Source organism: Gluconacetobacter liquefaciens (genome assembly GCF_003350405.1).
GTDB lineage: Bacteria > Pseudomonadota > Alphaproteobacteria > Acetobacterales > Acetobacteraceae > Gluconacetobacter > Gluconacetobacter liquefaciens.
Genome location: NZ_QQAW01000004.1, coordinates 263,934 through 288,738, shown reverse-complemented (window position 1 = coordinate 288,738; position 24,805 = coordinate 263,934). Strand labels below are relative to the sequence as shown.

The 24,805-nt window shown below is 66.4% G+C and carries 17 protein-coding genes; 15 read left to right on the top strand and 2 right to left on the bottom strand.

All coding sequences use genetic code 11. The features are described 5' to 3' along the window. Positions 1-2 precede the first annotated feature (2 nt). A complete protein-coding gene (locus tag C7453_RS09590) occupies positions 3-1,115 on the bottom strand; it encodes a P1 family peptidase (protein WP_211311043.1) in 1,113 nt (370 codons plus the stop codon). Positions 1,116-1,283: 168 nt separating this feature from the next. Here C7453_RS09590 and C7453_RS18925 point away from each other — a divergent pair, with 168 nt between their 5' ends. The 15 genes from C7453_RS18925 (at position 1,284) to C7453_RS09515 (ending at position 23,174) form a co-directional block, all read left to right on the top strand. Then, positions 1,284-1,487 carry a DUF3311 domain-containing protein gene (locus tag C7453_RS18925; RefSeq protein ID WP_170143179.1) on the top strand — a complete coding sequence of 68 codons (204 nt, stop codon included), beginning with the start codon at positions 1,284-1,286 and terminating at the stop codon, positions 1,485-1,487. Continuing rightward, positions 1,480-2,871 carry a sodium:solute symporter family protein gene (locus C7453_RS09580; RefSeq protein WP_114727309.1) on the top strand — a complete coding sequence of 464 codons (1,392 nt, stop codon included), beginning with the start codon at positions 1,480-1,482 and terminating at the stop codon, positions 2,869-2,871. Before C7453_RS18925 ends, C7453_RS09580 begins: the two co-directional genes overlap by 8 nt. A 15-nt stretch (positions 2,872-2,886) precedes the next feature. Then, entirely contained in the window at positions 2,887-3,336 is a 450-nt protein-coding gene (gene cynS, locus C7453_RS09575; RefSeq protein WP_114727308.1) for a cyanase, read from the top strand. An 87-nt stretch (positions 3,337-3,423) separates the two neighbouring features. Continuing rightward, positions 3,424-4,935 carry a sodium:solute symporter gene (locus C7453_RS09570; protein WP_114727307.1) on the top strand — a complete coding sequence of 504 codons (1,512 nt, stop codon included), beginning with the start codon at positions 3,424-3,426 and terminating at the stop codon, positions 4,933-4,935. A gap of 7 nt (positions 4,936-4,942) precedes the next feature. Beyond that, positions 4,943-5,854, top strand: coding sequence for an N-acetylmuramic acid 6-phosphate etherase (locus tag C7453_RS09565; RefSeq protein ID WP_114727306.1), 912 nt, complete (start codon positions 4,943-4,945; stop codon positions 5,852-5,854). A gap of 304 nt (positions 5,855-6,158) precedes the next feature. After that, the gene (locus C7453_RS09560; RefSeq protein ID WP_245948949.1) at positions 6,159-7,811 is read left to right on the top strand and encodes an NAD(P)-binding protein; all 1,653 of its coding nucleotides are present in this window, start codon (positions 6,159-6,161) and stop codon (positions 7,809-7,811) included. Continuing rightward, complete coding sequence (gene nifJ / locus C7453_RS09555) at positions 7,808-11,431, top strand: pyruvate:ferredoxin (flavodoxin) oxidoreductase (RefSeq protein ID WP_245948948.1); 3,624 nt, start codon at positions 7,808-7,810, stop codon at positions 11,429-11,431. The genes C7453_RS09560 and nifJ overlap by 4 nt, the downstream gene beginning before the upstream one ends. A 217-nt stretch (positions 11,432-11,648) precedes the next feature. Next, the gene (locus C7453_RS09550; protein ID WP_114727304.1) at positions 11,649-12,659 is read left to right on the top strand and encodes a dihydroorotate dehydrogenase-like protein; all 1,011 of its coding nucleotides are present in this window, start codon (positions 11,649-11,651) and stop codon (positions 12,657-12,659) included. A gap of 433 nt (positions 12,660-13,092) precedes the next feature. Beyond that, entirely contained in the window at positions 13,093-14,463 is a 1,371-nt protein-coding gene (locus C7453_RS09545) for a bifunctional enoyl-CoA hydratase/phosphate acetyltransferase (RefSeq protein WP_114727303.1), read from the top strand. 86 nt (positions 14,464-14,549) lie between these two features. After that, positions 14,550-15,815 (top strand): MFS transporter, encoded by a 1,266-nt coding sequence (locus C7453_RS09540; protein WP_114727302.1) that lies wholly within the window; start codon positions 14,550-14,552, stop codon positions 15,813-15,815. A 90-nt stretch (positions 15,816-15,905) separates the two neighbouring features. After that, the gene (locus C7453_RS09535; protein WP_114727370.1) at positions 15,906-16,895 is read left to right on the top strand and encodes an HlyD family secretion protein; all 990 of its coding nucleotides are present in this window, start codon (positions 15,906-15,908) and stop codon (positions 16,893-16,895) included. 23 nt (positions 16,896-16,918) lie between these two features. Next, positions 16,919-19,675, top strand: coding sequence for a ribosome-associated ATPase/putative transporter RbbA (rbbA, locus tag C7453_RS09530; RefSeq protein ID WP_114727369.1), 2,757 nt, complete (start codon positions 16,919-16,921; stop codon positions 19,673-19,675). After that, the gene (locus tag C7453_RS09525; RefSeq protein WP_114727301.1) at positions 19,672-20,799 is read left to right on the top strand and encodes an ABC transporter permease; all 1,128 of its coding nucleotides are present in this window, start codon (positions 19,672-19,674) and stop codon (positions 20,797-20,799) included. Before rbbA ends, C7453_RS09525 begins: the two co-directional genes overlap by 4 nt. Before the next feature lie 20 nt (positions 20,800-20,819). Then, entirely contained in the window at positions 20,820-22,235 is a 1,416-nt protein-coding gene (locus C7453_RS09520) for a TolC family protein (RefSeq protein ID WP_114727300.1), read from the top strand. Positions 22,236-22,289: 54 nt separating this feature from the next. Then, positions 22,290-23,174: an NAD(P)-dependent oxidoreductase gene (locus C7453_RS09515; protein ID WP_114727299.1), complete on the top strand. Its 885-nt coding sequence runs from the start codon at positions 22,290-22,292 to the stop codon at positions 23,172-23,174. Between the two features lie 162 nt (positions 23,175-23,336). On the opposite strand, the gene C7453_RS09510 is transcribed toward C7453_RS09515, so the two are convergent. Further along, entirely contained in the window at positions 23,337-24,803 is a 1,467-nt protein-coding gene (locus C7453_RS09510; RefSeq protein ID WP_245948947.1) for an efflux transporter outer membrane subunit, read from the bottom strand. Between the last annotated feature and the right edge of the window lie 2 nt (positions 24,804-24,805).

Here is a 24,805-nt window from a genome sequence, read left to right as displayed (position 1 = left end):
CCTCATCCCGGCAGGCTTTTCCAGGTCGGTCCGTCCATGTCTGGGGGCAGGTTAGCCTCGTAGACGCCGCGTGCGACTGCGCGGGCCAGCACATCGGCTGCCAATGCGCCCAGCCGGGCGACATGGAGCGGACGCGGGCCGGGGGGAAGCGAGTGGTGGCCTGTGGACAGCGCGAAAATGACATCGCCATCGAAGGGGGAGTGGACCGGGCGGATCGCGCGGGCCAGGCCGTCCTGTGCCATCATGGCTACGCGCTTGAGGTCGTCGGCATCGATATCGGCATCGGTGGCGATGCAGGCAATGGTGGTGTTGGCGCGGGCAGCCGGGTTGAGTTTGGCCCGGCCCCAATCCTCGGGATCGACATGGGCGGCGCTGGCGCCCAATCCGCCGAATTCGCGGCCTATTTCGAAAGGGCCGGCCCAGAAATGGCGTGTGCCCGGTACGACCACCGAGCCGAGGCTGTTGACCGCTACCAGCGCGCCGATGGTCAGCCCGTCGGCGGTGACGAATGAGGCCGAGCCCAGGCCCCCCTTGAGCGCGCCGGCCTGCGCCCCATAGCCTGCGCCAGCGGTGCCGAGGGTGACGCTGCGGGACGGGTGGTCCATGGCCTTCAATGCCAGGTCACGATAGGGCGGATTGAGGCCCCAGTGCTTGTCGCCGCCGTTGGCGAGATCGAACAGGATCGCGGTGGGGACGATGGGCGAGGGCGGCACGCCGGGTTGCTTCGTCATGGAGAAGCCGCGTCCGCGCGCGCCCAGCCAGGCGGCGACGCCGTCGGCCGAGCCCAGCCCGTAGACCGAGCCGCCGGACAGCACGATGGCGTCGACGCTGCGCACCAGATTGCCGGCCGTGAGTGCATCGGTCTCGCGCGTGCCGGGGCCGCCGCCGCGCACGTCCACCGCGCAGGCCACCCGCTGGTCGGGCAGGATGACCGTGACCCCGGTGCGGGATCTGGTGTCATGCGCCTCGCCGACCGTCAGGCCGGTGACATCGGTGATGAGGTTGGTGGGGCCGACATAGCCGGGGCCGGGATGCAGCGGGGTGCCCTCGTCTGCACGGGCTCCTGTCCTGCGGGTTGCCAGCATGGGCAGCGTGGCCGTGAGGCCGAGAAACATGCGTCTTTTCATTGGGGAAGGGACCTTGGGCGATCGGGTGTTCAGGCGCGTGAGATGGGGATGGGCGGATGGAGAGCATACTGGCAGACTACTGTGTGCCATGACTGGAAACGGAACGAGATCGCAAGGGAGGACACCACACTGAAACTACGATCGATCGGGGGCAGCATGAGAGATGTCTGGCGTGTCGGCGTGGGCGTGGGGGTGCCGTTCGCGGGGATCGTGCTGTTACTGCCCATCCTGAGTTCAAGCCGCCTGCTGATCTTCGGCGTGCCGCTGGTGGTGTGCTGGCTGTTCGGCTGGTTCGTCCTGACCTCGCTGTGCATGGTCGTCGTCTGGCTGGCGTTCGATCGTGGAGGGGATGATGGCTAGCATCATCTTCTTTCTGGTCATTCTGCTGTCCATCATGGTGGCGCTGTTCTCGCGACGTGGCCATGGGCATCAGGACAGCCGGGATTTCTTCGTAGCGTCCGGGCAATTCGGCGGCATCCTGGTCTTCATGCTGGCGGTGGGGGAAACCTACAGCATCGGCAGCATCATGGGGTTTCCGTCGGCGGCTTACAGTGCCGGTACGTCGTTCATCATCTGGTTCCTCAGCTATATCGTGCTGGCCTATCCGGTCGGTTATTTCCTTAATCCGCTGATCTGGCGGGCGGGTCGGGATTGTCAGGCCCTGACCATGGCCGATCTGTTCCGCGCTCGGTTCGGCAGCCGGGGTCTGGAACGGCTGGTGGTGCTGACCGCGATCCTGTGCCTGCTGCCGATGGGCGAATTGCAGATTGTCGGCCTGCTGCGCGTCATCGACCAGTTTCACTGGGCGCTGCCCGAGCAATGGACGACGACCGCCGCCGCCGGCCTGACCTTTGTCTGGATCATGCTCTCGGGCATACGCGCGCCGGCTTATGTCTCGGTGATCAAGGACAGTTTGGTGCTGATCGCGGTGACGGTCGTGGGGCTGGCCGCGTTGCGGGCCGGAGGCATGGCGCATCTGCCGGCCGTGGCATGGACCGGCCACCCGGTGGCGCTGCGGGACCAGGTCTATGCGCTTTCCACCATTCCGCTTCAGGCGGTGGCGTTCTGTGTCGCGCCCCAGACGGTTGCCTTCGTGTTCACCGCGCGCTCGGCACGGACGGTTCGCCGCAACCAGATCGTCATGCCGCTTTACATGGTCATGTTTCCGTTTCTCTATCTGGTGGCACTGTATGCACGGTCGGCCGGGTTGCCGGTGCCTTCGCCCAATGCGGTGTTCATGGTGGCGGCGGGCGCGCTGCTGCCGGACTGGATGGTCGGGCTGGCCGCCGGTGCCTGCGCGTTGTCGGGGCTGGTGATTCTGGCCGGCACCTGTCTTGCGATCGGCCCGCTGGTATCGCGCAACCTGCTGCATGGTCTTTCGGATGCGGGTCAGCGGCGCGGAGCGCAGGCGGTGATCGCCTGTTACCTGCTGTTCTCGATCCTGGCGGCGGGACATCTGTCCGGCCTGATGGTGACGCTGACCAGCTTCTATTATCTTGGCGTGTCGCAGTTTATTCCCGGTGTTGCCGCGATCGTCTGGCGCTGGCCGTTATCGGCCCGGGCGCTGGGGGCGGGGCTGGTGGTCGGCGATGTGGTGGCCATGGGGGGCGCGCTTGCAGGTTTGCAGCCGGCCGGGCTCAATACCGGGATGATCGGTCTGGTGGCCAATCTGCTGGTGGCCGCTGCGATCCAGTGGACGGAACGCCGGAAGCGCGTCGTAGGATCGGTTTCCGATATCGCCTGACCAGGGGAGGCATGCATGTATACCAGCCGGGAAGACGTGACCGAGGCGATCGTGATTGCCAGGGTCCGCAAAGGACTGAACTGGGCCGACATCGCCCGGCAGGTCGGGCGCAGCAAGGAGTGGACCACCTGCGCCTGCCTGGGGCAGATGGTGTTCTCCGAGGAGGAAGCGCGCACTGTTATCAGTCTGTTCGAACTGGACCAGACCGCGCTGCCCTGGTTGTGCACAGTGCCGTACAAGGGCAGTTTCGACGGTGGGGCGCCCAGCGATCCGCTGCTTTATCGCTGGTATGAGATGCTCAGCGTCTACGGGCCGGCGCTGAAGGAACTGATCCATGAGGAATTCGGTGACGGGATCATGAGCGCGATCGATTTCCGCATGCAGGTGGGGCGTGAGGCCGATCCGGCGGGGGATCGGGTGCATGTCACGATTTCCGGCAAGTTCCTGCCGTACAAGCCTTTCTGAGAAGCTGGGACTTTCTCGCGTCCGGCCGCGCCGTTATGCTGCGATCGTCCGGGCGCGCTTCATGATTTTCGCCGGCCAGAGGGGCTTATGCGACCTGCCGACATTACCGTGACCTGCCTGTATTTCGTGATCCTGCTGGCCGTTACGCTGACCATGGCGCGGCGGGGGCGCTCGGCGGGGGATTTCCTGTCGGCGCATCATGATCTGCCCTGGTGGGCGCTCTGCCTGTCGCTGGTGGCGACCGAGACGTCGACCCTGACCTTCATCAGTGTGCCGGGTGTGGGCTACACCAATGGTCTGGTCTTCGCGGGTCTTGCTGCGGGGTATCTGATCGGGCGGCTGGTCGTGGCCGTGTGGTTTCTTCCCCTTTATATTCAGGGGCGGATGAATAGCGCCTACCAGTATCTTGGCCGCCGGTTCGGGCATGGGGTGCAGCGGATTGCTGCGGGGGCCTTCCTGCTGACGCGGCTGGTGGCGGAGGGGGTGCGCCTGCTGGCCGGCATGTTGCCGCTGGTCTGGCTGCTGACCCATGCCGGCCTGCCGGTGGGGCGGGGGACGGTGCTGGTCGCGATCATGGCGGTGACGCTGGCCTATACGCTGTTCGGCGGCCTGCGGGCCGTCGTGTGGTCCGACAGCGTGCAACTGGTCATTTATCTGTTCGGCGCCGCGTTGTGCGTGGGCATTCTGTGGAGCGGGGCCGATGGCTGGCATGACGCCTGGCAGGCCGGGCGGCTGGCTCTGTTTCACGTCCGGCCCGGCGGACGGTGGTTTACCGACCCGTTCACCCCTGCTGCCGCGTTGCTGGGTGGGACGATCCTGTCCGTGGCCTCGCATGGTACCGACCAGTTGATGGTTCAGCGGCTGCTGGCCGCCCGCAGCCTGCGGGCGGCGCGGATGGCGCTGATCGGCAGTGCCGTGCTGGTGGGGGTGTTGTTCACGTTGCTGTCGCTGGTCGGGGTTCAGTTGTGGGTACGATCGGGTGGGGCGTCGCTGTCGGCGCTGGGGTTTCGTTCACCGGACGAGTTGTTCCCGCATTTCATCGTTACCGGCCTGCCGGCCGGGTTGAGCGGCCTGCTGGTGGCGGGGGTGTTGAGCGCCACCATGGGGTCGCTGTCCGCGACTCTCAATGCGATGGCCGGCTCTGTCCTGACCGATTTCGGACCGGTGCCGGCGCAGGTTCTTGACCGTCTGGCAGCGGTCTGTGCGTGGCGGGCGGGGCCGCTGTTTCCTGCCCGGGCGTTGACCGCCTTCTGGGCTGTGGCGCTGGTTGGCGTGACCCTGGTGTTGGGTGAGGGGGCGCAATCGGCGGTCATCCTGGGTTTGACGGTTGCCGGGTGGTCTTATGGGCCGACGCTGGGGGCGTTCCTGTTCGGAATGTTATGCCCGGCGGCCCGGGGGCGTGATGCGGCGTTCGGGGTTGTGGTCTCGCTGGCCGGCATGGCCGCGCTGATGATGCTGGCCCAGCGGGTGGGGTGGGTGATCGCCTTTCCGTGGCTGGTTCCGGCCGGCATCGGGATGATGCTGGTGCCGGCCTGCCTTTCCATGATGTTTTCCTCGCCCCGTGTCGCAGGCGGGGTGGATTCCGTTGCCGAGAAGTGATCAGACCATGACGACAGGCCCGCTTTCCGCCCCCGTGCCCGGTATCGGCACCGAACAATGCGACCCGCGCTATGCCGAGATCGATCTCTGGCCGACCGGCGCGATCCTTGATGCGCTGGCCGAGGCGCAGTTGACGGCGGTGGCCATCGTGCGGGCGGCCGTGCCGCAGATGGAGGCGGTGGTCGAGGCCGCGCTGCCGGGTCTGCGAGCCGGGGGGCGGCTGTTCTATGTCGGGGCCGGCACGTCGGGGCGCATCGGGTTGCAGGATGGCGTGGAACTGACGCCGACCTTCGGCTGGCCGGGCGACCGGCTGGTGCTGATGCTGGCTGGAGGGCCGGCCGCGCTGTTTGAATCCGTGGAAGGGGCCGAGGACCAGGAAGAGGCGGCCCGGGCCGAGATCCTGTCGCATGATCCGGGGCCGCAGGATGTGGTGCTGGGCATCGCCGCCAGCGGGGCCACGCCCTATACCTGCGCCGCGATCGCCGCCGCGCGGGTGTGCGGCGCGCTGACGGTGGGCGTTGCATCGAATCCCGATGGACGGCTGTTGCGCGAGGCGGAACTGGGGATTGTGCTGCCGACCGGGCCGGAGGTTATTTCCGGCTCGACGCGGCTGAAGGCGGGTACTGCGCAGAAGGCGGCGCTGAACATGCTTTCGACCGCGCTGATGGTCCGGCTGGGCCATGCCTATCGCGGGCAGATGGTGGATATGCGTGTGGTCAATGCCAAATTGCAGAGACGCGCGGCGCGGATGGTGCGGCTGCTGGCCGGCGGCACGGACGAGCAGATTGCCGACGCGCTGGAAGCCTCGGGCGGCAACGTCAAGCGGGCGGTGCTGATCCGGCATGGCATGAGCCTGACCGATGCCGAAGCGGCGCTCCGGCAGCATGGTGGTGATCTGCGGGCAGTGCTGGGACACTGACGGCGGGCGTCTCTGCCTCCATCGGGAGGGGGCGGCCATCTTCATGACAGATCAGAGAAATTTGTCGTAATTGACCTCGGTCAAACGGGCCGATGGTCGTTCGATGTTATCACAAATCCCACGAATCCTCGGGAGGGCGGACGGTGCCGATTCTGTGCCCGGAGCCGGTCGAGGGTTTATCTGGATCGGTACCGAAACGAAAAGGGTCGTGATACCGATCGTGCGGCAGGGGAGGGTCACGCGCCAATAATGCGCGGGCCGGCCCGGTGCGCTGGGGGTTGGGATGGTATTGAAACTCGATGACATGACGCAGGTGCTGCAGGAGACGACGCGGCGCGGGGTTGGCAGCCGGCGCTGGCAGAAGCCCGTCTACATGCATTTCCTGCCGCCCTGTAACCATGCCTGCCCGGCCGGCGAGGACATTCAGGGCTGGCTGGCGCTGGCCCAGGCTGGCGAGTACGAGAAGGCGTGGCACGCGCTGGTGGCCAACAACCCCATGCCCGCCATCCATGGTCGGGCCTGCTACCATCCGTGTGAAGGCGGCTGTAACCGGGGCGAACTGGATGCGCCGGTGGCCATTCATTCGGTCGAACGGTTTCTGGGCGATCTGGCGACCGAGAAGGGCTGGCAGGTTTCGGTGGCGCCGGCCAGCGGCAAGAAGGTTCTGGTCGTCGGCGCGGGACCGGCGGGCTTGTCCTGCGCCTGGCATCTGGCGCGGATGGGGCATCAGGTGGAGATCCGCGACGCGGCGGAGCAGCCGGGCGGGATGATGCGCTACGGCATCCCGGCCTACCGTCTGCCCCGAGAGGTGATGGGGAGGGAGATCGCCCGAATCACGGGGGTGCCCGGGGTGACATTGCGGTGTGGCCAGAGGGTCGACGACGTGGTGCGGGCGAAGCAGGAAGGGGGCTTCGACGCGGTGTTCGTGGGGGTTGGCGCGCAGTTGGCCAACCGCCTGAACATTCCGGCCATGGATGGCCGGAAGATGACCGACGCGATCAGCCTGCTGGGCGATGTCAGCCGGGGCGGGCGTCCGGCGCTGGGGCGCGTGGTGGCGGTGGTCGGCGGCGGCAACGTGGCGATGGATGCCGCGCGGACCGCGCGGCGGTTGGGGGCGACCGATACGGTCATCATCTTCCGCTATGACCAGCAGCATATGGAAGCCCTGCCGGCCGAGGCGGCCGAGGCCGTCGCCGAAGGGGCCAAGGTGCGCTGGCTGAGCGTGGTCGATCATTTCGGTGCCGACGGGCTGGTGGTCGAGAAGGTGACCATGAACCCCGATGGCAGCGTGACGCCGACAGGCGAGACGGAGCGGCTGGCCGCCGATGCGGTGGTGCTGGCGGTGGGCCAGCACACCGACCTGTCGCTGCTGGCGGAGGCGACGGCAGTGAAGGTGCAGAAGGACGGCACCGTTGCGGTGGATGCCGACCTGATGACCGGGCAGGCCGGTATTTTCGCAGGTGGCGACTGCATTGGTGGCGCGCGGACCATGACGACGGCGACTGGGCACGGCAAGCTGGCGGCGCGGGCGATCGATGCGTGGCTGGCGGGCCGGACCTACGAACATCCGGCGGCGCATCCGCTGGTCAGCTTCGACATGCTGCATCTGCCGGATTACCGCGATGCGCCGCGCAGCGTGCAGGCCGAGACGCCGGTGGCCGAACGCCACGATTTCGCGGAGGTCGATGCCGGGCTGGATGAGCGCCATGCCCGCTATGAGGCGCAGCGCTGCCTTTCGTGCGGCAATTGCTTCGAGTGCGACAATTGCTATGCCGCCTGTCCTGAACAGGCGATTACCCGGCTGGGGCCGGGGCAGGGTTATGCGGTTTCGATGGATCTGTGCACCGGGTGCGCGGCCTGTTTCGAGCAGTGCCCCTGCCATGCGATCGAAATGGAGCCGGAAGCCGTGGGAACGGATACCTCCCCGGCACCGTCGGCCTTCAAGGTGCGGGCATGAGCGACATGACAGGAACGGAGAAGGTCGACATGACCGAACAGACCGCCACGATGGATGGCAACACCGCCGTCGCGCATGTGGCCTATCGGGTCAATGAGATCTGCGCCATCTATCCCATCACGCCGTCCTCGCCGATGGCCGAACTGGCCGATGCCTGGTCGGACCAGGGGCTGCGCAATATCTGGGGCGATATCCCCGAAGTGCAGGAAATGCAGGCCGAAGGCGGTGCCGCGGGCTGCGTGCATGGATCGCTGCAAAGCGGTGCCCTGACGACGACCTTTACGGCGTCGCAGGGGCTGATGCTGATGCTGCCCAACATGTACAAGATCGCCGGCGAACTGACCGCCACGGTCTTTCATGTGGCGGCGCGTGCGCTGGCGGCCGGTGGATCGTCGATCTTCGGCGACCATCAGGATATCATGGCGGCGCGGCCGACGGGTTTCGCGATCCTGGGTGCGGCCTCGGTGCAGGAAGGGCACGACCTGGCGCTGATCGCGCAGGCGGCGACGCTGGCGGCGCGGGTGCCGTTTATCCACTTCACCGACGGGTTCCGCACGTCGCACGAATACAACATGCTGAAGATCATGCCCGACAGCGTGATCCGGGCCATGATCGACGACGATCTGGTGCATGCGCATCGCAACCGCGCGCTGACGCCGAATAATCCGTTCATTCGCGGTACCTGGCAGAATCCCGATACCTATTTCCAGACGCGCGAGGCGGTGAACCCGTACTATGCGAAGGTGCCGGGCATCGTGCAGGAGGTGATGGACAGGTTCACCGCCCAGACCGGCCGGGCCTATCGCCTGTTCCGTTATGACGGGCCGGCGGATGCCGAGCGTGTGATCATCAGCATGGGGTCGGGTGCGGAAGTGGTGCGGGAGACCGCGCTGTGGATGAACCGCCAGGGAGCGAACCGGCCCGGAGAGAAGGTGGGCGCCTTGCAGGTGCTGCTTTATCGCCCGTTCTCGGCGGAGCATTTCCTGGCGGCGCTGCCGCCGGGGGTGAAGTCGATCGCGGTGCTGGACCGCACCAAGGAACCGGGCGCGCCGATGGAGCCGCTTTATGCCGACGTGCTGGGCGTGCTGGCACAGGCATTCGGCAATGGAAAGATTGCCGCGATGCCGCGCGTGATCGGTGGCCGCTACGGCCTGTCGTCGCGCGATTTCAATCCGGGCATGGTCAAGGCGGTCTTCGACGAACTGGCGAAGCCCGCGCCGAAGAATAATTTCACGCTCGGCATCGACGACGATGTAAGCCATACCACGCTGGAATACGACCAGAACCTGGATATCGAGCCGAAAGATACCGTGCGCTGCCTGTTCTACGGGCTGGGCGCCGACGGCACGGTGGGCGCGAACAAGAACAGCGTGAAGATCCTGAGCGAGCAGCCGGGGCGGTTCGCGCAGGCCTATTTCGACTATGATTCGCACAAATCGGGCGGCGAGACGATTTCGCACCTGCGGTTCGGCACGGCGCAGATCGCGGCGCCCTACCTGATCCGCCATGCGGATTTCGTGGCCTGTCACAAGTTCGAATTCCTGTTCAAGCGCGATATTCTCGGGCCGGCCATCGACGGGGCGACCTTCCTGCTGAACAGCCCGTATGGGCCGGATGTGGTGTGGGACAAGCTGCCGCGTCGGGTGCAGGACCAGATCGTGGCCAAGAAGCTGCGCTTCTTCGTGATCGATGCCTCGGACGTGGCGTTGAAGATCGGGCTGGGGCCGCGTGTGAACACGGTGTTGCAGACCTGCTTCTTCCATCTGTCCAAGGTGTTGCCGCCGGACGAGGCGGTGGCGCAGATCAAGCATTTCATCACCAAGAGCTATGGCGCCAAGGGCGATGCGGTGGTGAAGCTGAATTTCGCCGCCGTGGATGGAGCGGTTGCCGCGCTGCATGAAGTGACGGTGCCGCAGGCGGCCACGGGGACGGTCGCGATGCCGCCGATCGTGCCGGCGACCGCGCCGCTGTTCGTGCGCGAGGTGACGGGCGAGATCATGGCCAGCCGGGGTGAGGCGATTCCGGTCAGCAAGATCCCGGCGGATGGCACGTTCCCTTGTGGCACCACGCAATATGAGAAGCGCAATATCGCGGTCGAGGTGCCGATCTGGGATCAGGATGCGTGCATCCAGTGCGGCCAGTGCAGCATTGTCTGCCCGCATAGCGTGATCCGCGCCAAGATCTATGACGAGGACGCGCTGGAGGGGGCGCCGGAGCATTTCCGCTCCGCGCCGGTCAATGCACGCGGGTATCCGGATTCCCGTTTCTCGCTGCAATTCTATGTCGAGGATTGCACGGGCTGCGGCGTGTGCGTGGAAAACTGCCCCGCCATTGCCGAGGATGGTGTGCATCGGGCCATCAATATGGGCGAGAAGCTGCCGATCCTGGAGCAGGAGCGGGAGAATATCAGCTTCTTCGAAACATTGCCGACCGCGGACCGGACGACGGTGAATCAGGCCAATGTTCGGGGCGTGCAGTTGCTCGAACCGTTGTTCGAGTTCAGCGGTGCCTGCGCGGGGTGTGGTGAAACGCCGTATCTGAAGCTGATCTCGCAGCTTTTCGGTGACCGGATGCAGATTGCCAATGCCACGGGCTGTTCGGCGATTTATGCCGCCAACATGCCGGCCCATGCCTGGAAGGCGAATGCCGAGGGGCGCGGGGTGGCCTGGGCGAACTCGCTGTTCGAGGATAATGCCGAATTCGGGTTGGGTTTCCGCCTGGCGGTGGACAAGCAGACCGGGCTGGCGCGCGATCTGCTGACCCGGCTGGCGCCGAAGGTGGGGCAGGATCTGGCGGAGACCATCCTTGCCAAGACGCAGCACACCGAGCGCGATTATGCCGAGCAGCGCGAGCGGGTGGCGGCGCTGAAGACGCGGTTGGCTGCGATCGAAGGGCCGGATGCGAAAAACCTTCTGATTCTGGCGGATTTCCTGGTCCGGCGTTCGATCTGGATCGTCGGTGGGGATGGCTGGGCCTATGACATCGATTACGGCGGGCTGGACCATGTGCTGGCGCAGGGCCGCAATGTGAACGTGCTGGTGCTGGATACCGAGGTCTATTCGAACACCGGCGGCCAGTCCTCGAAGGCGACGCCGCTGGGGGCGAGTGCGAAGTTCGCGGCCGCCGGCAAGCGGGTGCCGCGCAAGGACCTGGCGTTGCAGGCGATTTCCTACGGCACCGTCTATGTCGCGCAGATTGCACTGGGGGCGAACTCGGAACAGGCGCTGATCGCGATGCGTGAGGCGGAAGCCTATGACGGGCCTTCGCTGATCTTGGCCTATTCGCAGTGCATTGCGCATGGCATCGACATGCGCACCGGCATGAAGCAGGCGGCGCGGGCGGTGGCATCGGGATACTGGCCGCTGTTCCGCTTCGACCCCACGATGCGCAAGGCCGGGTTGAATCCGTTCCGGCTGGATTCGCCGCCTCAGCGGATCCCGCTGAAGGATTATGCCTATCGGGAACTGCGGTACAAGACCCTGCTGCGCACGCATCCGGAATCGGCCGGGCATCTGCTGCAACAGGCCGAGGCGGCGGCGCAGGAGCGCTATCGCGTCTATGAAGACATGGCCGCCCGCGACGGCAGCCGGTTTCTACCCCACTGGGAAGACATCCCCTGAGTTTATGCCCGGAAACGCGCGCTGGTGGCGAGCCGACGCGCGTTTCCTGCGCTCCGGTGCTCACGGCCATTGAGGCCGCTCCGCTCCGGTGCTCGGAAATGCACGACGGGCGCGGCCCGCAGGGCCGCTCTCGCTCACCAGTCCACGTTTTCGGGCATAAACTTCGATTATATCTGCGTATTTTCTTTAGATTTTATAATGGGAGAGGGGTAGGGGCATGGATTTGAGAACGACTTATCTTGGTCTTGAGCTGGCGCATCCGATCGTTGCTTCGGCGTCGCCGCTTTGTGCCGAGTTGGATGGCATCATGCGGCTGGCCGATGCGGGGGCGGCGGCGGTTGTGCTGTCGTCGATCTTCGAGGAGCAGATCGTCGCCCAGGAACTGGCCGAGGCGGCCATGACGGAGATGGTGACCGATTCCCAGCCGGAAGCGGCGGGTTATTGGCCGCCGGATGCGGGCAGCAACGTGCTGGATGGGCGGCTGGAAATTCTGCGGCGCGCGGTGGAGCGGGCCGGAGTGCCGATCATCGCCAGCCTGAACGGCTGTTCAGCCAGCGGATGGGTCGATTTCGCCCGCAAGCTGGAGCAGGCGGGGGCGTCGGCGATCGAACTCAACATCTATCGCGTGCCCGCCGACCCGGTGGAAAGTGGCCCCTCGGTCGAGGCGGCGGCGCTGGAGATCCTGCGCCGGGTGAAGGCGGCTGTGGGCGTGCCGGTCAGCGTGAAGATGGCGCCCTTCTTCAGTGCGCCCGGCCATATGGCGGCGCAGTTCGCCGAGGCCGGCGCGGATGGGCTGGTGCTGTTCAACCGGTTCTACGGGCCGGATGTCGATCTGGCGGCGCTGACGGCGCGCGATGACTTGCATCTGAGCAATCCTTACGACATTCGCCTGCCACTGATGTGGGTCGGGCTGCTGTCGCGGCGGATTCCGACCTCGATCGCGGCATCGACGGGTGTGTGGAGCGGGGCGGATGTGGTGAAATATCTGCTGGCGGGGGCGGATGCGGTGATGACGACCTCCGCGCTGCTGCGGCATGGGCCGGCGTATCTGGGCACGCTGCTGGGCGAACTGCGCGGCTGGATGGAGCGCCGGGGGCATGAGTCGGTGGCGGCCTTCAAGGGGCAGCTTGCGGCAGGTGGGCAGCCCGATGAGGCGGCGCAGTTCCTGCGGGCGCAGTATCGGACGATCCTGACCACCTATGATGCGCGATCGGCTTCGCGACTGTAGGAAGCTGACCGAATTTTCGGTCAGACCCTAAGGGGCACTTTTGCAAAAGTGGGCGGCCATCAGGGCCGTTCCGCTCAGATGCTTGAAAATACACGCCGGGCGCACTGCTTTGCGGCATGCGCGCTCGGCGGGCCGATTTCTCTGGCCGTCTCTAAGAGCCTGACCGAAAATGTGGGCTGGCGAGCGAGAGCGGCCCGTTTCGGGCCGCGCCCGACGTGTGTTTCCGAGCATCGGAGCGGAGTGGCCTTGACGGCCATGAGCACCGAAGCGCAGGAAACGCGCGTTGGATTGCCGCCAGCGCGCATTTTCGGTCAGGCTCTAAAATTGGCAGTAATGGGTCTGCTTTGATCGGGATCAACGCGGTTGCCTGTTCGCCGGTATCATAACGGGAAATTGATCGTTCATCCCCTTTCTGTCCGAAGGAAAATCGCTGGTGGATAAGACCCAGGAACTCGTGACCAATCGGTTGTTCAAGGATATCGCGGTTGGTGAGAAGGCCGACCTGACCGAGATCCTGACCAGGGACAATGCGGACCTGCTGGGCGGATGGCAGCCCGATGGGGCAGGGGTCGAGACGGCTTCCGTATCGCAGTCGGTGGCGAGCGTGTGGATCGGCATCCTGGTCATGCGGCTGGTCAGCACCCGCTTCCCCGGTGTGGGCAGCGTGGTGCGCAGCTATGCGCTGACGCTGGGAGGCGATGTCCTGTCGGTCGGTGACCGGGTGGTGGTGACCTGCCAGGTGGTGGCGAAGCATGATGCGGATGCGCTGCTGGACCTGTCCTTCGTCGGCGTGCGGCAGGACGGGGGCGAGGTGGCGCGGGGCACCATGCAGATCCAGGCGCCGCAGGCGCCGCAATCGGTGGTCATGGCCTGTTCGTCGTTCGAGCATATCGTGACGCATCGCCGTTTCCGTACCCTGTGCGAGAAGGCGGCCCAGTTGCCGGCCCTGCCGATCGCCGTGGCCTATCCCTGCGATGACCTGTCGCTGCGTTCGGCCTGCGATGCGGCCCAGCGTGGGCTGGGGCAGCCGATCCTGGTCGGGCCGAAGGCGCTGATCGAATCCGTCGCCAAGGATTCCGGCCTGTCGATCGACGGGCTGGAGATCGTCGAGGCCGAGGACGCGCATGCGGCGTCGGTCCAGGCGGTGGCGCTGGTGCGCTCGGGGCGTGCGCGCCTGCTGATGAAGGGCGCCGTGCATACCGACGTATTGCTGCACGAAGTGGTGGCGCGCCCGACCGGCCTGTGCGCCGATCGCCGCCTGAGCCATGTCTTTGTCATGGACGTGCCGTTCTATGACCGGTTGCTGATGATCAGCGACGCGGTGGTGAACATTGCGCCGGACGTGCGGGCCAAGCATGACATCGTGCAGAACGTGATCGATTTCGCGCATGTGCTGGGTCTGGCGGAACCGCGCGTGGCCGTTCTTTCGGCGGTGGAGACCGTCAACCCGGCGATCCAGTCCACGCTGGATGCGGCCGTGCTGTCGAAGATGGCCGACCGCAAGCAGATCACGGGCGGCATCGTCGATGGGCCGCTGGCCTTCGACAACGCGGTGAACCTGAATGCCGCGAAGATCAAGCATATCGATTCTCCCGTGGCCGGGCGGGCGGATATCGTGATCGTGCCGACGCTGGAGGCGGGCAACATGCTGGCCAAGGAACTGTCCTTCCTGGCCGGCGCGGATGCCGCGGGCGTGGTGCTGGGCGCGAAGGTGCCGGTGATTTTGACCAGCCGCGCGGATTCCGAGCAGGCGCGGCTGACCTCCTGCGCCATTGCGCTGATCATGGCCCACGGCGCGGCATGAGGGCACCGCCGGGGGCGGAAGCGTTCTTTTTCGATTCGGTAAAACAATAAAAACCCGCCACGCAGTGGCGAGGGGAGGAGACGCCGATGACCATGGTTACCAGTGCGCCGCCCGCGGGCGGCGTTCAGGCGAAGGGAGGCTTTCAGGCCGGCTATGTGCTGGCTTGGGCGTTCTGCCTGCTGTTCTATTTCCTGCAATATTCCGTCCGGTCGGCGCCCAGCGTCATGATGGACGAACTGACCGCGACCATGGGGCTGACGACGGCGGGGCTGGCCTCGCTGCTGGGGCTTTATTACTATACCTATTCGGCGTGCTCGCTGATCTCGGGTGCGTCGATGGACCGGTGGGGGGCGAAGATCGCGCTGCCGGCGGGTACATTCGTGCTGGCCGTCGGGATCGCCATGTTCGGTGCCGGGCCGGCGTGGATGGCGGAACTGGGGCGCCTGTTGCAGGGGGCCGGGGCGGCGTTCGCCTTTGTCGGCGCGGTCTATCTGGCGTCGCACGGTTTTCCGGCGCGCTATCTGGCCACCGCGATCGGCGTGACCCAGTGCGTGGGGATGCTGGGCGGGGCGATGGGGCAATCGACCGTGGCGTGGCTGATCCATGGCGTGGTGACGTGGCGGTCGTTCTGGATCTATGCCGGGGTGGCGACGGCGATTGTGGCGGTTGCGATCTTTCTTGGTACGCCGCGCCAGGAAAAAAGTGCTTCGGTGCAGACAGGGTCGCTTCTGGCGCCTTATCGGATCGTGCTGGGCAATCGGCAATCGTGGCTGTGCGGCCTGTGTTCGGGCCTGCTGTTTCTGCCGACCACGGTGGGCAGCATGACCTGGGGCGTGTCGTTCATGACGCATGGATGGCATCTGAGCTACCATGAAGCCGTGAGTCGGGCCGCGATGGTGCCGATCGGCTGGGTCTTCGGCTGCCCTGTCATGGGGTATCTGGCCGATCATCTGGGGCGGCGGAAGCCGGTCCTGTTCGGGGGCATCGTGGCGATGCTGCTGTCTTCCGTGGCGATCATCTATCCGCCGCCGGGCATGTTCTCGCCTTATATCCTGGCCTTTATCCTGGGCTTTGCCTCGGGGGCGGCCATGATCCCCTACAGCACCATCAAGGAAGTGAATCCCGACAGCGTGAAGGGCAGCGCGACGGGGGCGATCAATTTCCTGGTGTTCGTGATGAGTGCGGTGGCGTCGCCGCTGTTCGGGTGGCTTCTGCAAAGGCTGGCCGGGACCGCCGGATTGACGGAGACGGTGTTTCGCGAAGGCTTCTCGGTCGGTGTGGTGGGGATCGTGCTGGCCGGTGTGGTCGCCCTGTTCATCCGCGAGACCGGGTCTGCGGTGCGGGCGGGGTAGGACCGGCATAACTGCCCGTGTCACTTTGGCTTCTTGCATGCCGAAGAACGGGATACGGTGTCTGTCGGGATGAACGGGAAGCGGGTGGAGATGTCACGCAAGATCCTCGTTGCCGGCGGTCTGGCCGGTCTGGTGGCCGTTATTGCCGTGGCCGGATGGCTGTGGGACCGGCAACTGGGACGGGCGGTGCCGGGCCTGTATCATTCCAACGGGCGGTTGGAATTGACGCGGATCGACGTGGCGGTGAAATATCCGGGGCGGATCGGCGCGTTGGACGCGCAGGAGGGGGATGCCGTTACCCAGGGCCAGATTCTGGCGCGTGAGGATGATTCCGAGGCGCGGGCCCAGCTTGCGGCGGCCATCGCCCGGCAGGGGCAGGCCGAGGCGGCGACCGGCCGGGCACGGGCTGAACTGGCGGCGCGGACCCAGGCCGCGCGGCTGGCGGGTGACGAACTGGCCCATGCCCGGACGATGCGACGGCAGATGCTGGTTTCGGACATGGAAGTGACGCAGCGACAGACGGCGCTGGATGTTGCCGAGCGCGTGCGTGACGGTGCGGCGGAGGCGGTGCAGGAGGCCGGCCGCGCGGTGGATGCGGCGGCGGCGATGGTAACGCAGGCCCGGACGGCGGTCGATGACATGGTGATCCATGCGCCGGTTGGCGGGCGGATCGAATATCGCGTTGTCGAGGCGGGCAGCGTTCTGCCGGCGGGTGGGCGGCTGTATTCGCTGCTGGACCCTGTGGACCCGTATCTGACGGTTTTTTTCCCGGCGCGGGTCGTCCGGCAGGTCCGGGTGGGGGATGAGGCGCGGATCGTGTTCGACGATCTGGAGACCGGCGCGGTTGCGGCGCGGATTTCCTATATCTCGCCCGAGGCGCAGTTTACGCCGAAATATGTGGAGACCGCGACCGAGCGCGAGCAACTGGTCTATCGCGTGCGGCTGCGGGTGGAACGCACGGCCCAGAAGGATCTGGGTGGCCTGCTGAAGGCCGGCATGACGGGTGAGGGCTATGTGCGGACCGATGCCTCGGCCCCCTGGCCGGCCGGCCCCGGCGGAGCGCGCCGGGCCGCGCCGTGAGCGGCGCCGTGTCCGTGGCCGCCATGCCGCCGCCTGCCTCGCCGGGGGCGGGGATACGGGTTGAGAATGTTCGGCATCGCTATGGGACGACCGAGGCGCTGCGGGGTGTTTCGGTGGATCTGCCGGCGGGGACGACCATCGGCGTGATCGGGCCGGACGGGGTGGGCAAATCGACGCTGCTGGGGCTGATTGCCGGGGTAAGGCGGCTCCAGGGCGGCCGGGTGCTGACGCTGGGATGCGACATGGCCGACCGGCGCGAGCGGGAGGCCTTTCTCAATCGCGTTGCCTTCATGCCGCAGGGGTTGGGGAAGAATCTGTATCCGACGCTATCGGTGCGGGAGAATATCGATTTCTTCGCGCGGCTGTTCGGGCTGGATGCGCAGACCCGCGCGGCGCGGATCGGGCAGCTTCTGGAAGCGACCGGGCTGGCGCCTTTTCCCGATCGTCCGGCCGCCCAGCTTTCGGGTGGCATGAAGCAGAAGGTCAGCCTGTGCTGCGCGCTGGTGCATGACCCGGACCTGGTGATTCTGGACGAGCCGACCACCGGCGTCGATCCGCTGTCGCGCCGGCAGTTCTGGACGCTGGTGGACCAGTTGCGTGCCCGTCGGCCGGGCATGACCGTGATCGTCTCCACGGCCTATATGGAAGAAGCCGAGCGGTTCGAATGGCTGGTGGCGATGAATGACGGGCAGGTGCTGGCCTGCGACCGGACGGAAGCCATCCTGCACCGTACCGGGCGGGCCACGCTGGAAGACGCCTACATCTCTCTGTTGCCCGAGGCCGAGCGGGCGGGGGCCTCGGCCTTCTCGATTCCGCCTTATCTCGATCCGGGCGGGGCACCCGCGATCGAGGCCGATGGGCTGACCAAGCAGTTCGGGCGCTTCGTGGCCGTCGATCATGTCAGTTTTCATATCGGGCGGGGCGAAATCTTCGGATTTCTCGGCTCCAACGGTTGCGGCAAATCGACCACGATGAAGATGCTGACCGGCCTGCTGGATGTGAGCGCAGGGAGTGCCAAGGTTTTCGGGAAACCGGTGCGCGCGGGCGATCTGGAGAGCCGGATGCATATCGGCTACATGTCGCAGGCATTTTCGCTGTATGAGGAATTGACGGTTCGGCAGAACCTGCTTTTGCAGGCAAGGCTTTTCCGGTTTTCGGCGGGTGAGGCCGAGACGCGGGTGCGGGCGGCGCTGGCGGATTTCGCACTGGATGGCGTGGCCGATCTGCGGCCGGCGGGATTGCCGCTGGGTATTCGCCAGCGCCTGCAACTGGCGGCTGCGTGCATCAATGATCCGTCGATCCTGATTCTGGACGAGCCGACATCGGGCGTGGACCCGGCCGCGCGGGAGATGTTCTGGAAGCATCTGGTGGCGCTGTCGCGCGAGAAGCAGGTGACAATTTTCGTTTCGACCCATTTTATGAACGAGGCGGCGCGCTGCGACCGGATCTCGTTCATGCATCGCGGGCGGGTGCTGGCGGTGGGGACGCCGGATGAACTTGTGCAGGCCCGGCACGCCGCGACGCTGGAAGATGCCTTCGTCGCCTATCTTGAAGAGGCGATGGCGGGGGACAGGGAGAACGTGCCGGCAGGAGAGGCGGTCGCCGGGCCGGCCGTTGCCGCGCCGGGCCGGCATGTGCCGGCGACGGGTCTGCGCGGCTGGGTGGCGCGGGCCTATGCGTTCGGGCGGCGCGAGGCGGTGGAATTGCTGCGCGACCGGTTGCGCCTGCTGTTCGCCGTGGGGGGGCCGACGGTGTTGCTGCTGATCGCGGCGTTCAGCATCTCGTTCGATATCAACACGGTACGTTTCACCGTCTGCGATCATGACCAGACGCAGGCCAGCCGGGAACTGGTGGCGCAGTTCCGGGGATCGCCCTATTTCGTGCAGCGGGCCGCATCGCCCGACAGCGCGACGCTGGAGGACCGGTTGCGGCGTGGCGAGGTCGATGTCGGCATCGACATTCCCGCCGCCTTCGGCCGCGATGTCGCGGCCGGGCGGAACCCGGCGATCGGGCTTGCGATCGATGGTGCGGTGCCGTTCCTGGGAGCGAATATCCGCTCCTATGCCGAAGGCGTGGTGATGCAGGCCATGCTGACCCTGATGCGCGAGAAGGGGGTGGTCAGGACGGCGGTCGTGCCGGTCCAGATCCTGCCGCGCTTTGTCTATAATCAGGAATTCCGCAGCGTTTATGCCATGACGCCCGGGATCATCATGCTGGCGCTGATCCTGATCCCGACCATGCTGACGGCGCTGGGGGTGGTGCGGGAGAAGGAGATCGGCTCGATCATCAACCTCTATGCCTCGCCGGCGACGGTGGGGCAGTATCTGGTGGGCAAGCAGATGCCCTACGTGCTGGTGGCGCTGGTGGCCTATGCGGTGCTGGTGCTGCTGTCGGTGACGCTGCTGGGCGTGCCGTTGAAGGGGTCGCTGCTGGCGCTGTCGTTCGGGGCGTTGCTCTATCTGTTCGCGGCGACGGGGCTGGGGCTGCTGGTTTCGGCCTTTACGACCTCGCAGGTGGCCGCGATCTTCGGGGCGGCGCTGATCTGCCTGATACCGGGCGTCAATTTCTCGGGGCTGCTTTATCCGGTTTCGACCCTTTCGGGCCTTGGCTATGGGGTCGGCATGGCGTTTCCCGCCGGGTGGTTCCAGATCATCAGCCTGGGTAGTTTTACCAAGGGGGTGGGGGCCGGGACGTTTACCACGGCCTATGTCGTGCTGGCGGTTTCGGCGATCGTCTGCATGCTGGGCGCCCGTCTGCTGATCCGGAAGCAGGAGCCATGAGGCGCTGGTGGATCACCGTCGGGCTGCTCTGCCACAAGGAGGCGCTGAGCCTGCGCCGGGATGGCGTGCTGCTGGGGCTGATCGTCTTTGCCTTTACCGCCGCGATCCTGATCGTCGCCAATGGGGTGAAGGCCGAGGTCTCGCATGCCACGATCGCCTTCATCGACGAGGACCATTCCACCCTGTCGCGCCAGTTGCGCGAGGGGGTGCAGGAACCCTATTTCCAGACGCCCGTGCTGGTGGACCGCAGGACGGCGCAAGACCGGCTGGACCGGGGGACGCTGATCTTCGTCGTCGATGTGCCGCCGCGTTTCGAGGCTGATCTGCTGGCCGGGCGGATGCCGTCGCTGGATATCCAGGTCGATGCCACCGCCATGACCCAGGCGGGGCTTGGGGTTGTCTATCTGCAGGACATCTTCCTGCGGCGGATCGCCGAGGCGATGCCGCGCCCGGTCGCGGGGCCGGCGCTGCCCTTTCATCTGGTGCCGCGCATCCGCTTCAATCCGAATTCGGAATCCGCCTGGTTCACTTCTGTGATGCAGATCGTGACCAACGTCACCGTACTGTCGATCATCCTTGTGGGGGCCGCCGTGATTCGCGAGCGCGAGCATGGCACGATCGAGCATCTGCTGGTGCTGCCGGTCTCGGCGGGTGAGATCGCGGTGGCCAAGATTGTCGCGAATGCGCTGGTGATCTTCGTTGCGGCCCTGCTGTCGCTGCTGCTGGTGGTGCATGTCTGGCTGGGCGTGCCGCTGGCGGGATCGGTGGGCCTGTTTGCCCTGTGCCTGTTTGCCTATGTGATCGCGGTTTCGGCGCTGGGGATGATGCTGGCGACCATTGCGCCGGCGATGCCGCAATTCGGCCTGCTGGCGGTGCCGGTCTATGCCGTGGCCTATCTGCTGTCGGGCGCCGCGACGCCGGTGGCGAACATGCCGGGCCTGTTGCAGGCGGTGATCGGCGTGCTGCCGACGACGCAGTTTGTCAGCCTGACGCAATCCATTCTGTATCGTGGTGCCGGGCTGGAAACCGTGTGGCTGCCGCTGCTGGTGATCGTCGTGTCAGCAGTGCTGTTTCTGCTGACGGCGCTGGTGCGGTTTCGGTCCATGCTGGCGCGGCAGGGATGAGGAGAGTTGGTGTGAAACGGATGTCATCCCGCTGCCTTTTGCCGGCTGTTCTGGCGCTGGGCACGGCTTTCGCCGGTGGCTGCACGGTCAGGGACAGTGCCGCGCCGCCGTCGCAGGTGGTGCTGCCCGCGCGGTTTGCTGAAGCGCCGGCGGAGGCGGGGCCGGCGGTGGATCTCGCACGCTGGTGGACGCAATGGCACGATCCGGTGCTGGACCGGCTGGTCGAGGGGGCGTTGGCGGCCAACCCGGATCTGGCCGTGGCGCGCGATCATGTTCGCCAGGCGGAGGCCTTTGTGGCGGTGGCGCGGTCCGCGCTCTATCCCACTGTTGGCGCGACCGGCGACATTGCGGGCGGGGGGCTGGGCTGGAGCAATCCGGCGGTGCCGGCGGCACTGGCGCCCAATCTGGGCGATCCGGCGACGGATGGGCATCTGGCCGGGCTGGCCGCTGCGTGGGAGCCGGATATCTTTGGCGGCCGTCATGCCGATCTGCGTGCCGTACGGGCGGTTGCCCAGTCGGTGGAAGAGCAGCTTCACGGCACCCGCATGCTGGTGGCGGCGGATGTCGTGGAGAGTTATGTCGGGGCGGTGGACGATGTGCGGCGTGTGGCGCTGATCGATCGTTCGGCCACGGTGCTGGATCGCATGGAAGCCTATGCCACCGCACGGATGGCGGCGGGGCAGGCAACGCGGGCGGATATCGACGCCATCCGCGCACGGCGCCGGACGCTGGTGGCCACGCGGCCGATGCTGGTGGCGGACATGGATACGCGGCGGCGGCGGATTGCGGTGCTGTCGGGGCGGCCGCCCGAGCAGGCGCCAGCCATCCCGCAGCCGGCGGCGTTCGTGATTCCGCCGGTGCCGGCCGGGATCGTGCCCGTTGCGGTGATGGATCGCCGGCCCGACATCCGGGCCCGTCGGGACCTGGTGGCGGCCGCGCTGGACCGGCTGCGCAGTGCGCGGACCGACCTGCTGCCGCGGTTTGGCCTGGAGTTCTTCGGTGGCAACGGGCGGCTGCGCTTCGATGGGTTGCCGGGCCTGTCGGGGAGTGGCGGGTTGATGGCGCTGACGACCTATCTGCCGATTTTTACCGCCGGACGCATTCATGCGCAGATCCATGCCGCCGATGCGCGTCTGGACGAAGCTGTGACGCTCTACGATCAGGCGTTGCTGAAGGCTCTTTCCGAGGTGGAGACGGCTTATGAAAGCCGTGCGGGGCTGGACGCGCAGGGGCAGGGGCTGTCGGCCGCGCTGGTGGCGGCGCAGCGCGAGGCGCGGGACCGGATGGGGCTGTTCGATGGTGGGCAGGGGGTGCTGCTCGACGCGCTTCAGGCGCGGCTGAATGCCATTGCGACCGAGGATGCGGGCGTGCGCTCGGAGGATGGGCGCGCCATGGCGACGATCAGGCTGGCGACTGCCCTTGGTGGGGGTTGGTAAGGCGGCGCCTTCACCCCAATGTCTGACCTGATGATGGGTCTTGGAGGACGGGGCATGAAGATCGGATTTCTCGGGCTGGGCGCGATGGGCCATGCCATGGCGCGGCGCCTGCTGGAAGCGGGGCATGACCTGACGGTCTGGAACCGGACGCCGGCGAAGGCGGACGATCTGGTGGCCAAAGGGGCGCGACGGGCGGAGAGCCCGGCGGATGCCGCCCGTGGGGTGGAGATCGTGCTGTCGATGCTGATCGACGATGCGGCCGTCCAGGCGGCTGCGTTCGGGCCGGATGGCGTGGCCTCGGCGCTGGCGCCGGGGGCGATCCATGCCTGTTGCGGGACCATATCGCTGGCGCAGGCGCACCGGCTGCGCGATGGCCATACGGAACGGGGGCAGGCCTATGCCAGCGCCACGGTGCTGGGCCGGCCGCCAGCGGCTGAGGCCGGGACGTTGTTCGTCATCGCCGCAGGTGAGGAGACGGTGGTGACGCGGCTGACGCCGGTGCTGGAGGTGCTGGGGCAGCGGGTTTTCCTGGCCGGCGAAGACCCGGCGAAGGCCAATCTGGTCAAGCTGTCGCTGAACTTCCTGATCATGTCCACGATTGAGCAGATGGCGGAGGTCTTCGCGCTGAACGAGAAGGCGGGGATCGACCCGAAGACGGTGTTCGAGATCATGACCGGCAGTTTCTATAACGCGCCGGTACACAGGAATTACGGGAAGATGATGGTCGAGCGGGCCTATGACGATCCGGGTGCCACGGTACGGCTGGGGCTGAAGGATACGGAGATGGTGCTGGCTGCCGGCCATGATCTGCAGGTGCCGCTGCCCTATGCCGCGATTGCGCGCGACCGGTTTCTGGCGGCCATGGCGGCGGGCGATGCCGACCGGGATTTTGTGGTACTGATGGAAAATGCCCGCCGGGATGCGGGACTGACGCGCTGATCGGGTGCTTGCCGGACCGGGTCGGCAAAGGATGGGAACCGGCCGGGAAATGTTGGCTGGTGGGTGAGGGTGGCCTGAAGGGGCGCGCATCGCCGAATCGTGGCCGGCATGGCCGGCCACGCGTTTGCCGATCGTTTCGGGATGCGACCTTGCAGGCGGTCGTTACAGGATATGGCCACCGATGGAGGCGACGGCGCGCGGCGGTATTGCGCTGTCCCATCCGCCGCCGAGCGCCTTGTAGAGGGTTACGCTGTTGGTCATGCTCTGAAGCTGCGTCGTAATACCGCCGAGGCGGGCGGTGTAGAGGTCCCGCTGGGCGACCAGGGTGGACAGATAAGGGTCGTAGCCGGCGTGGAAGCGGGCGAGGGCCAGCCGGTACTGGCGATCGTTCGATGCGATCAGGGCATCCTGCGCATGACGCTGCTTCAGATAGGTCTCGCGTCCGGCCAGGGCGTCGGCGACTTCGCGGAAGGCTGTCTGGATCGTTTTTTCGTAGCGGGCGATTTCTTCCTTCTTGCGGGCCTTCGCGACGCGGAGCTGCGCCGTCAGGCGCCCGGCGTCGAAAAGCGGTACGGTGATCTGGGGGGCGACGTTCCAGGCGCCCATGCCGCTCTGGAACAGGCGGGTGATGTTGTTGCTCGCGGTGCCGTTTGCCGCCGTGATCTGGATCTTGGGGAAGAACTCGGCGCGGGCGGCGCCGATATCGTCGTTCGCCGCGCGCAGCACGTCTTCCGCCGACAGGATGTCGGGGCGGCGGGCGATCATGTCCGATGGCAGGCCGGCCGGAACGTTGGGGAAAGCCGTGACAGCGTCGAGGGATGTGAGTGTCTGCAAGGTCCGCGTCGTGGCGTCGTCCAGCGGGGTGCCGACCAGCAGCGTCAACTGGTCCAGGGCCTGGGCGCGTTGGCGGGTATAGATCTGCAGGCTGGTTTCGGCATCATGCAGGGCGGATTCGGCCTGGGCCACGTCCAGCGCCGTGACCGTGCCGGTTCGGGCCGCCTGCAGAACCAGGTCGTACGTATGCTGGCGGCTGTCGAGCACCTGCTGGGTGACCAGGACGGCCTGGTTGTCCGCGACCCAGGTCAGCATGCCCGATGCCACGGCGGCGATCAGGCTCAACTGCATGTTCTCGCGGTTCAGCGCATCGGCCATATAGCGGTCGAACGCGGCCTGCGAGGCGCTGCGGATGCGGCCCCACAGATCGACCTCATAGGCTGAAACGCCGAACCCCACGGCGTATTGACGCATGTAGAACGGGCCGCTGGTCTGCGACAGGCTCCAGATCCTGGCATATTCCTTCTGGACATTCGCCATCGCACCGCCATTCAGGGTGGGGAACAGCGCAGCATTTTCGATGTCGAACTGCGCGCTGGCGGCTTCGACCTGATGTTGGGCGATCCGCAGGTCGCGGTTGTTTGCCAGCGCCAGTTCGACCAGATGCCGCATGACCGGATCGCGGTAGAAGCGCCGCCAGTCGGGGAGGTCGGTACGGTCGGTGGCCTCGTTGCCCGTGGGCCACGCCGTTGCGACGGCGGGGGCAGGACGGTGCCAGGCCGGGATCATGGTACAGCCGGACAGCAGCAGGGCGAAGCCGGCGGCCAATGGGACGAAGGGTCTGATGGGCCGCACCG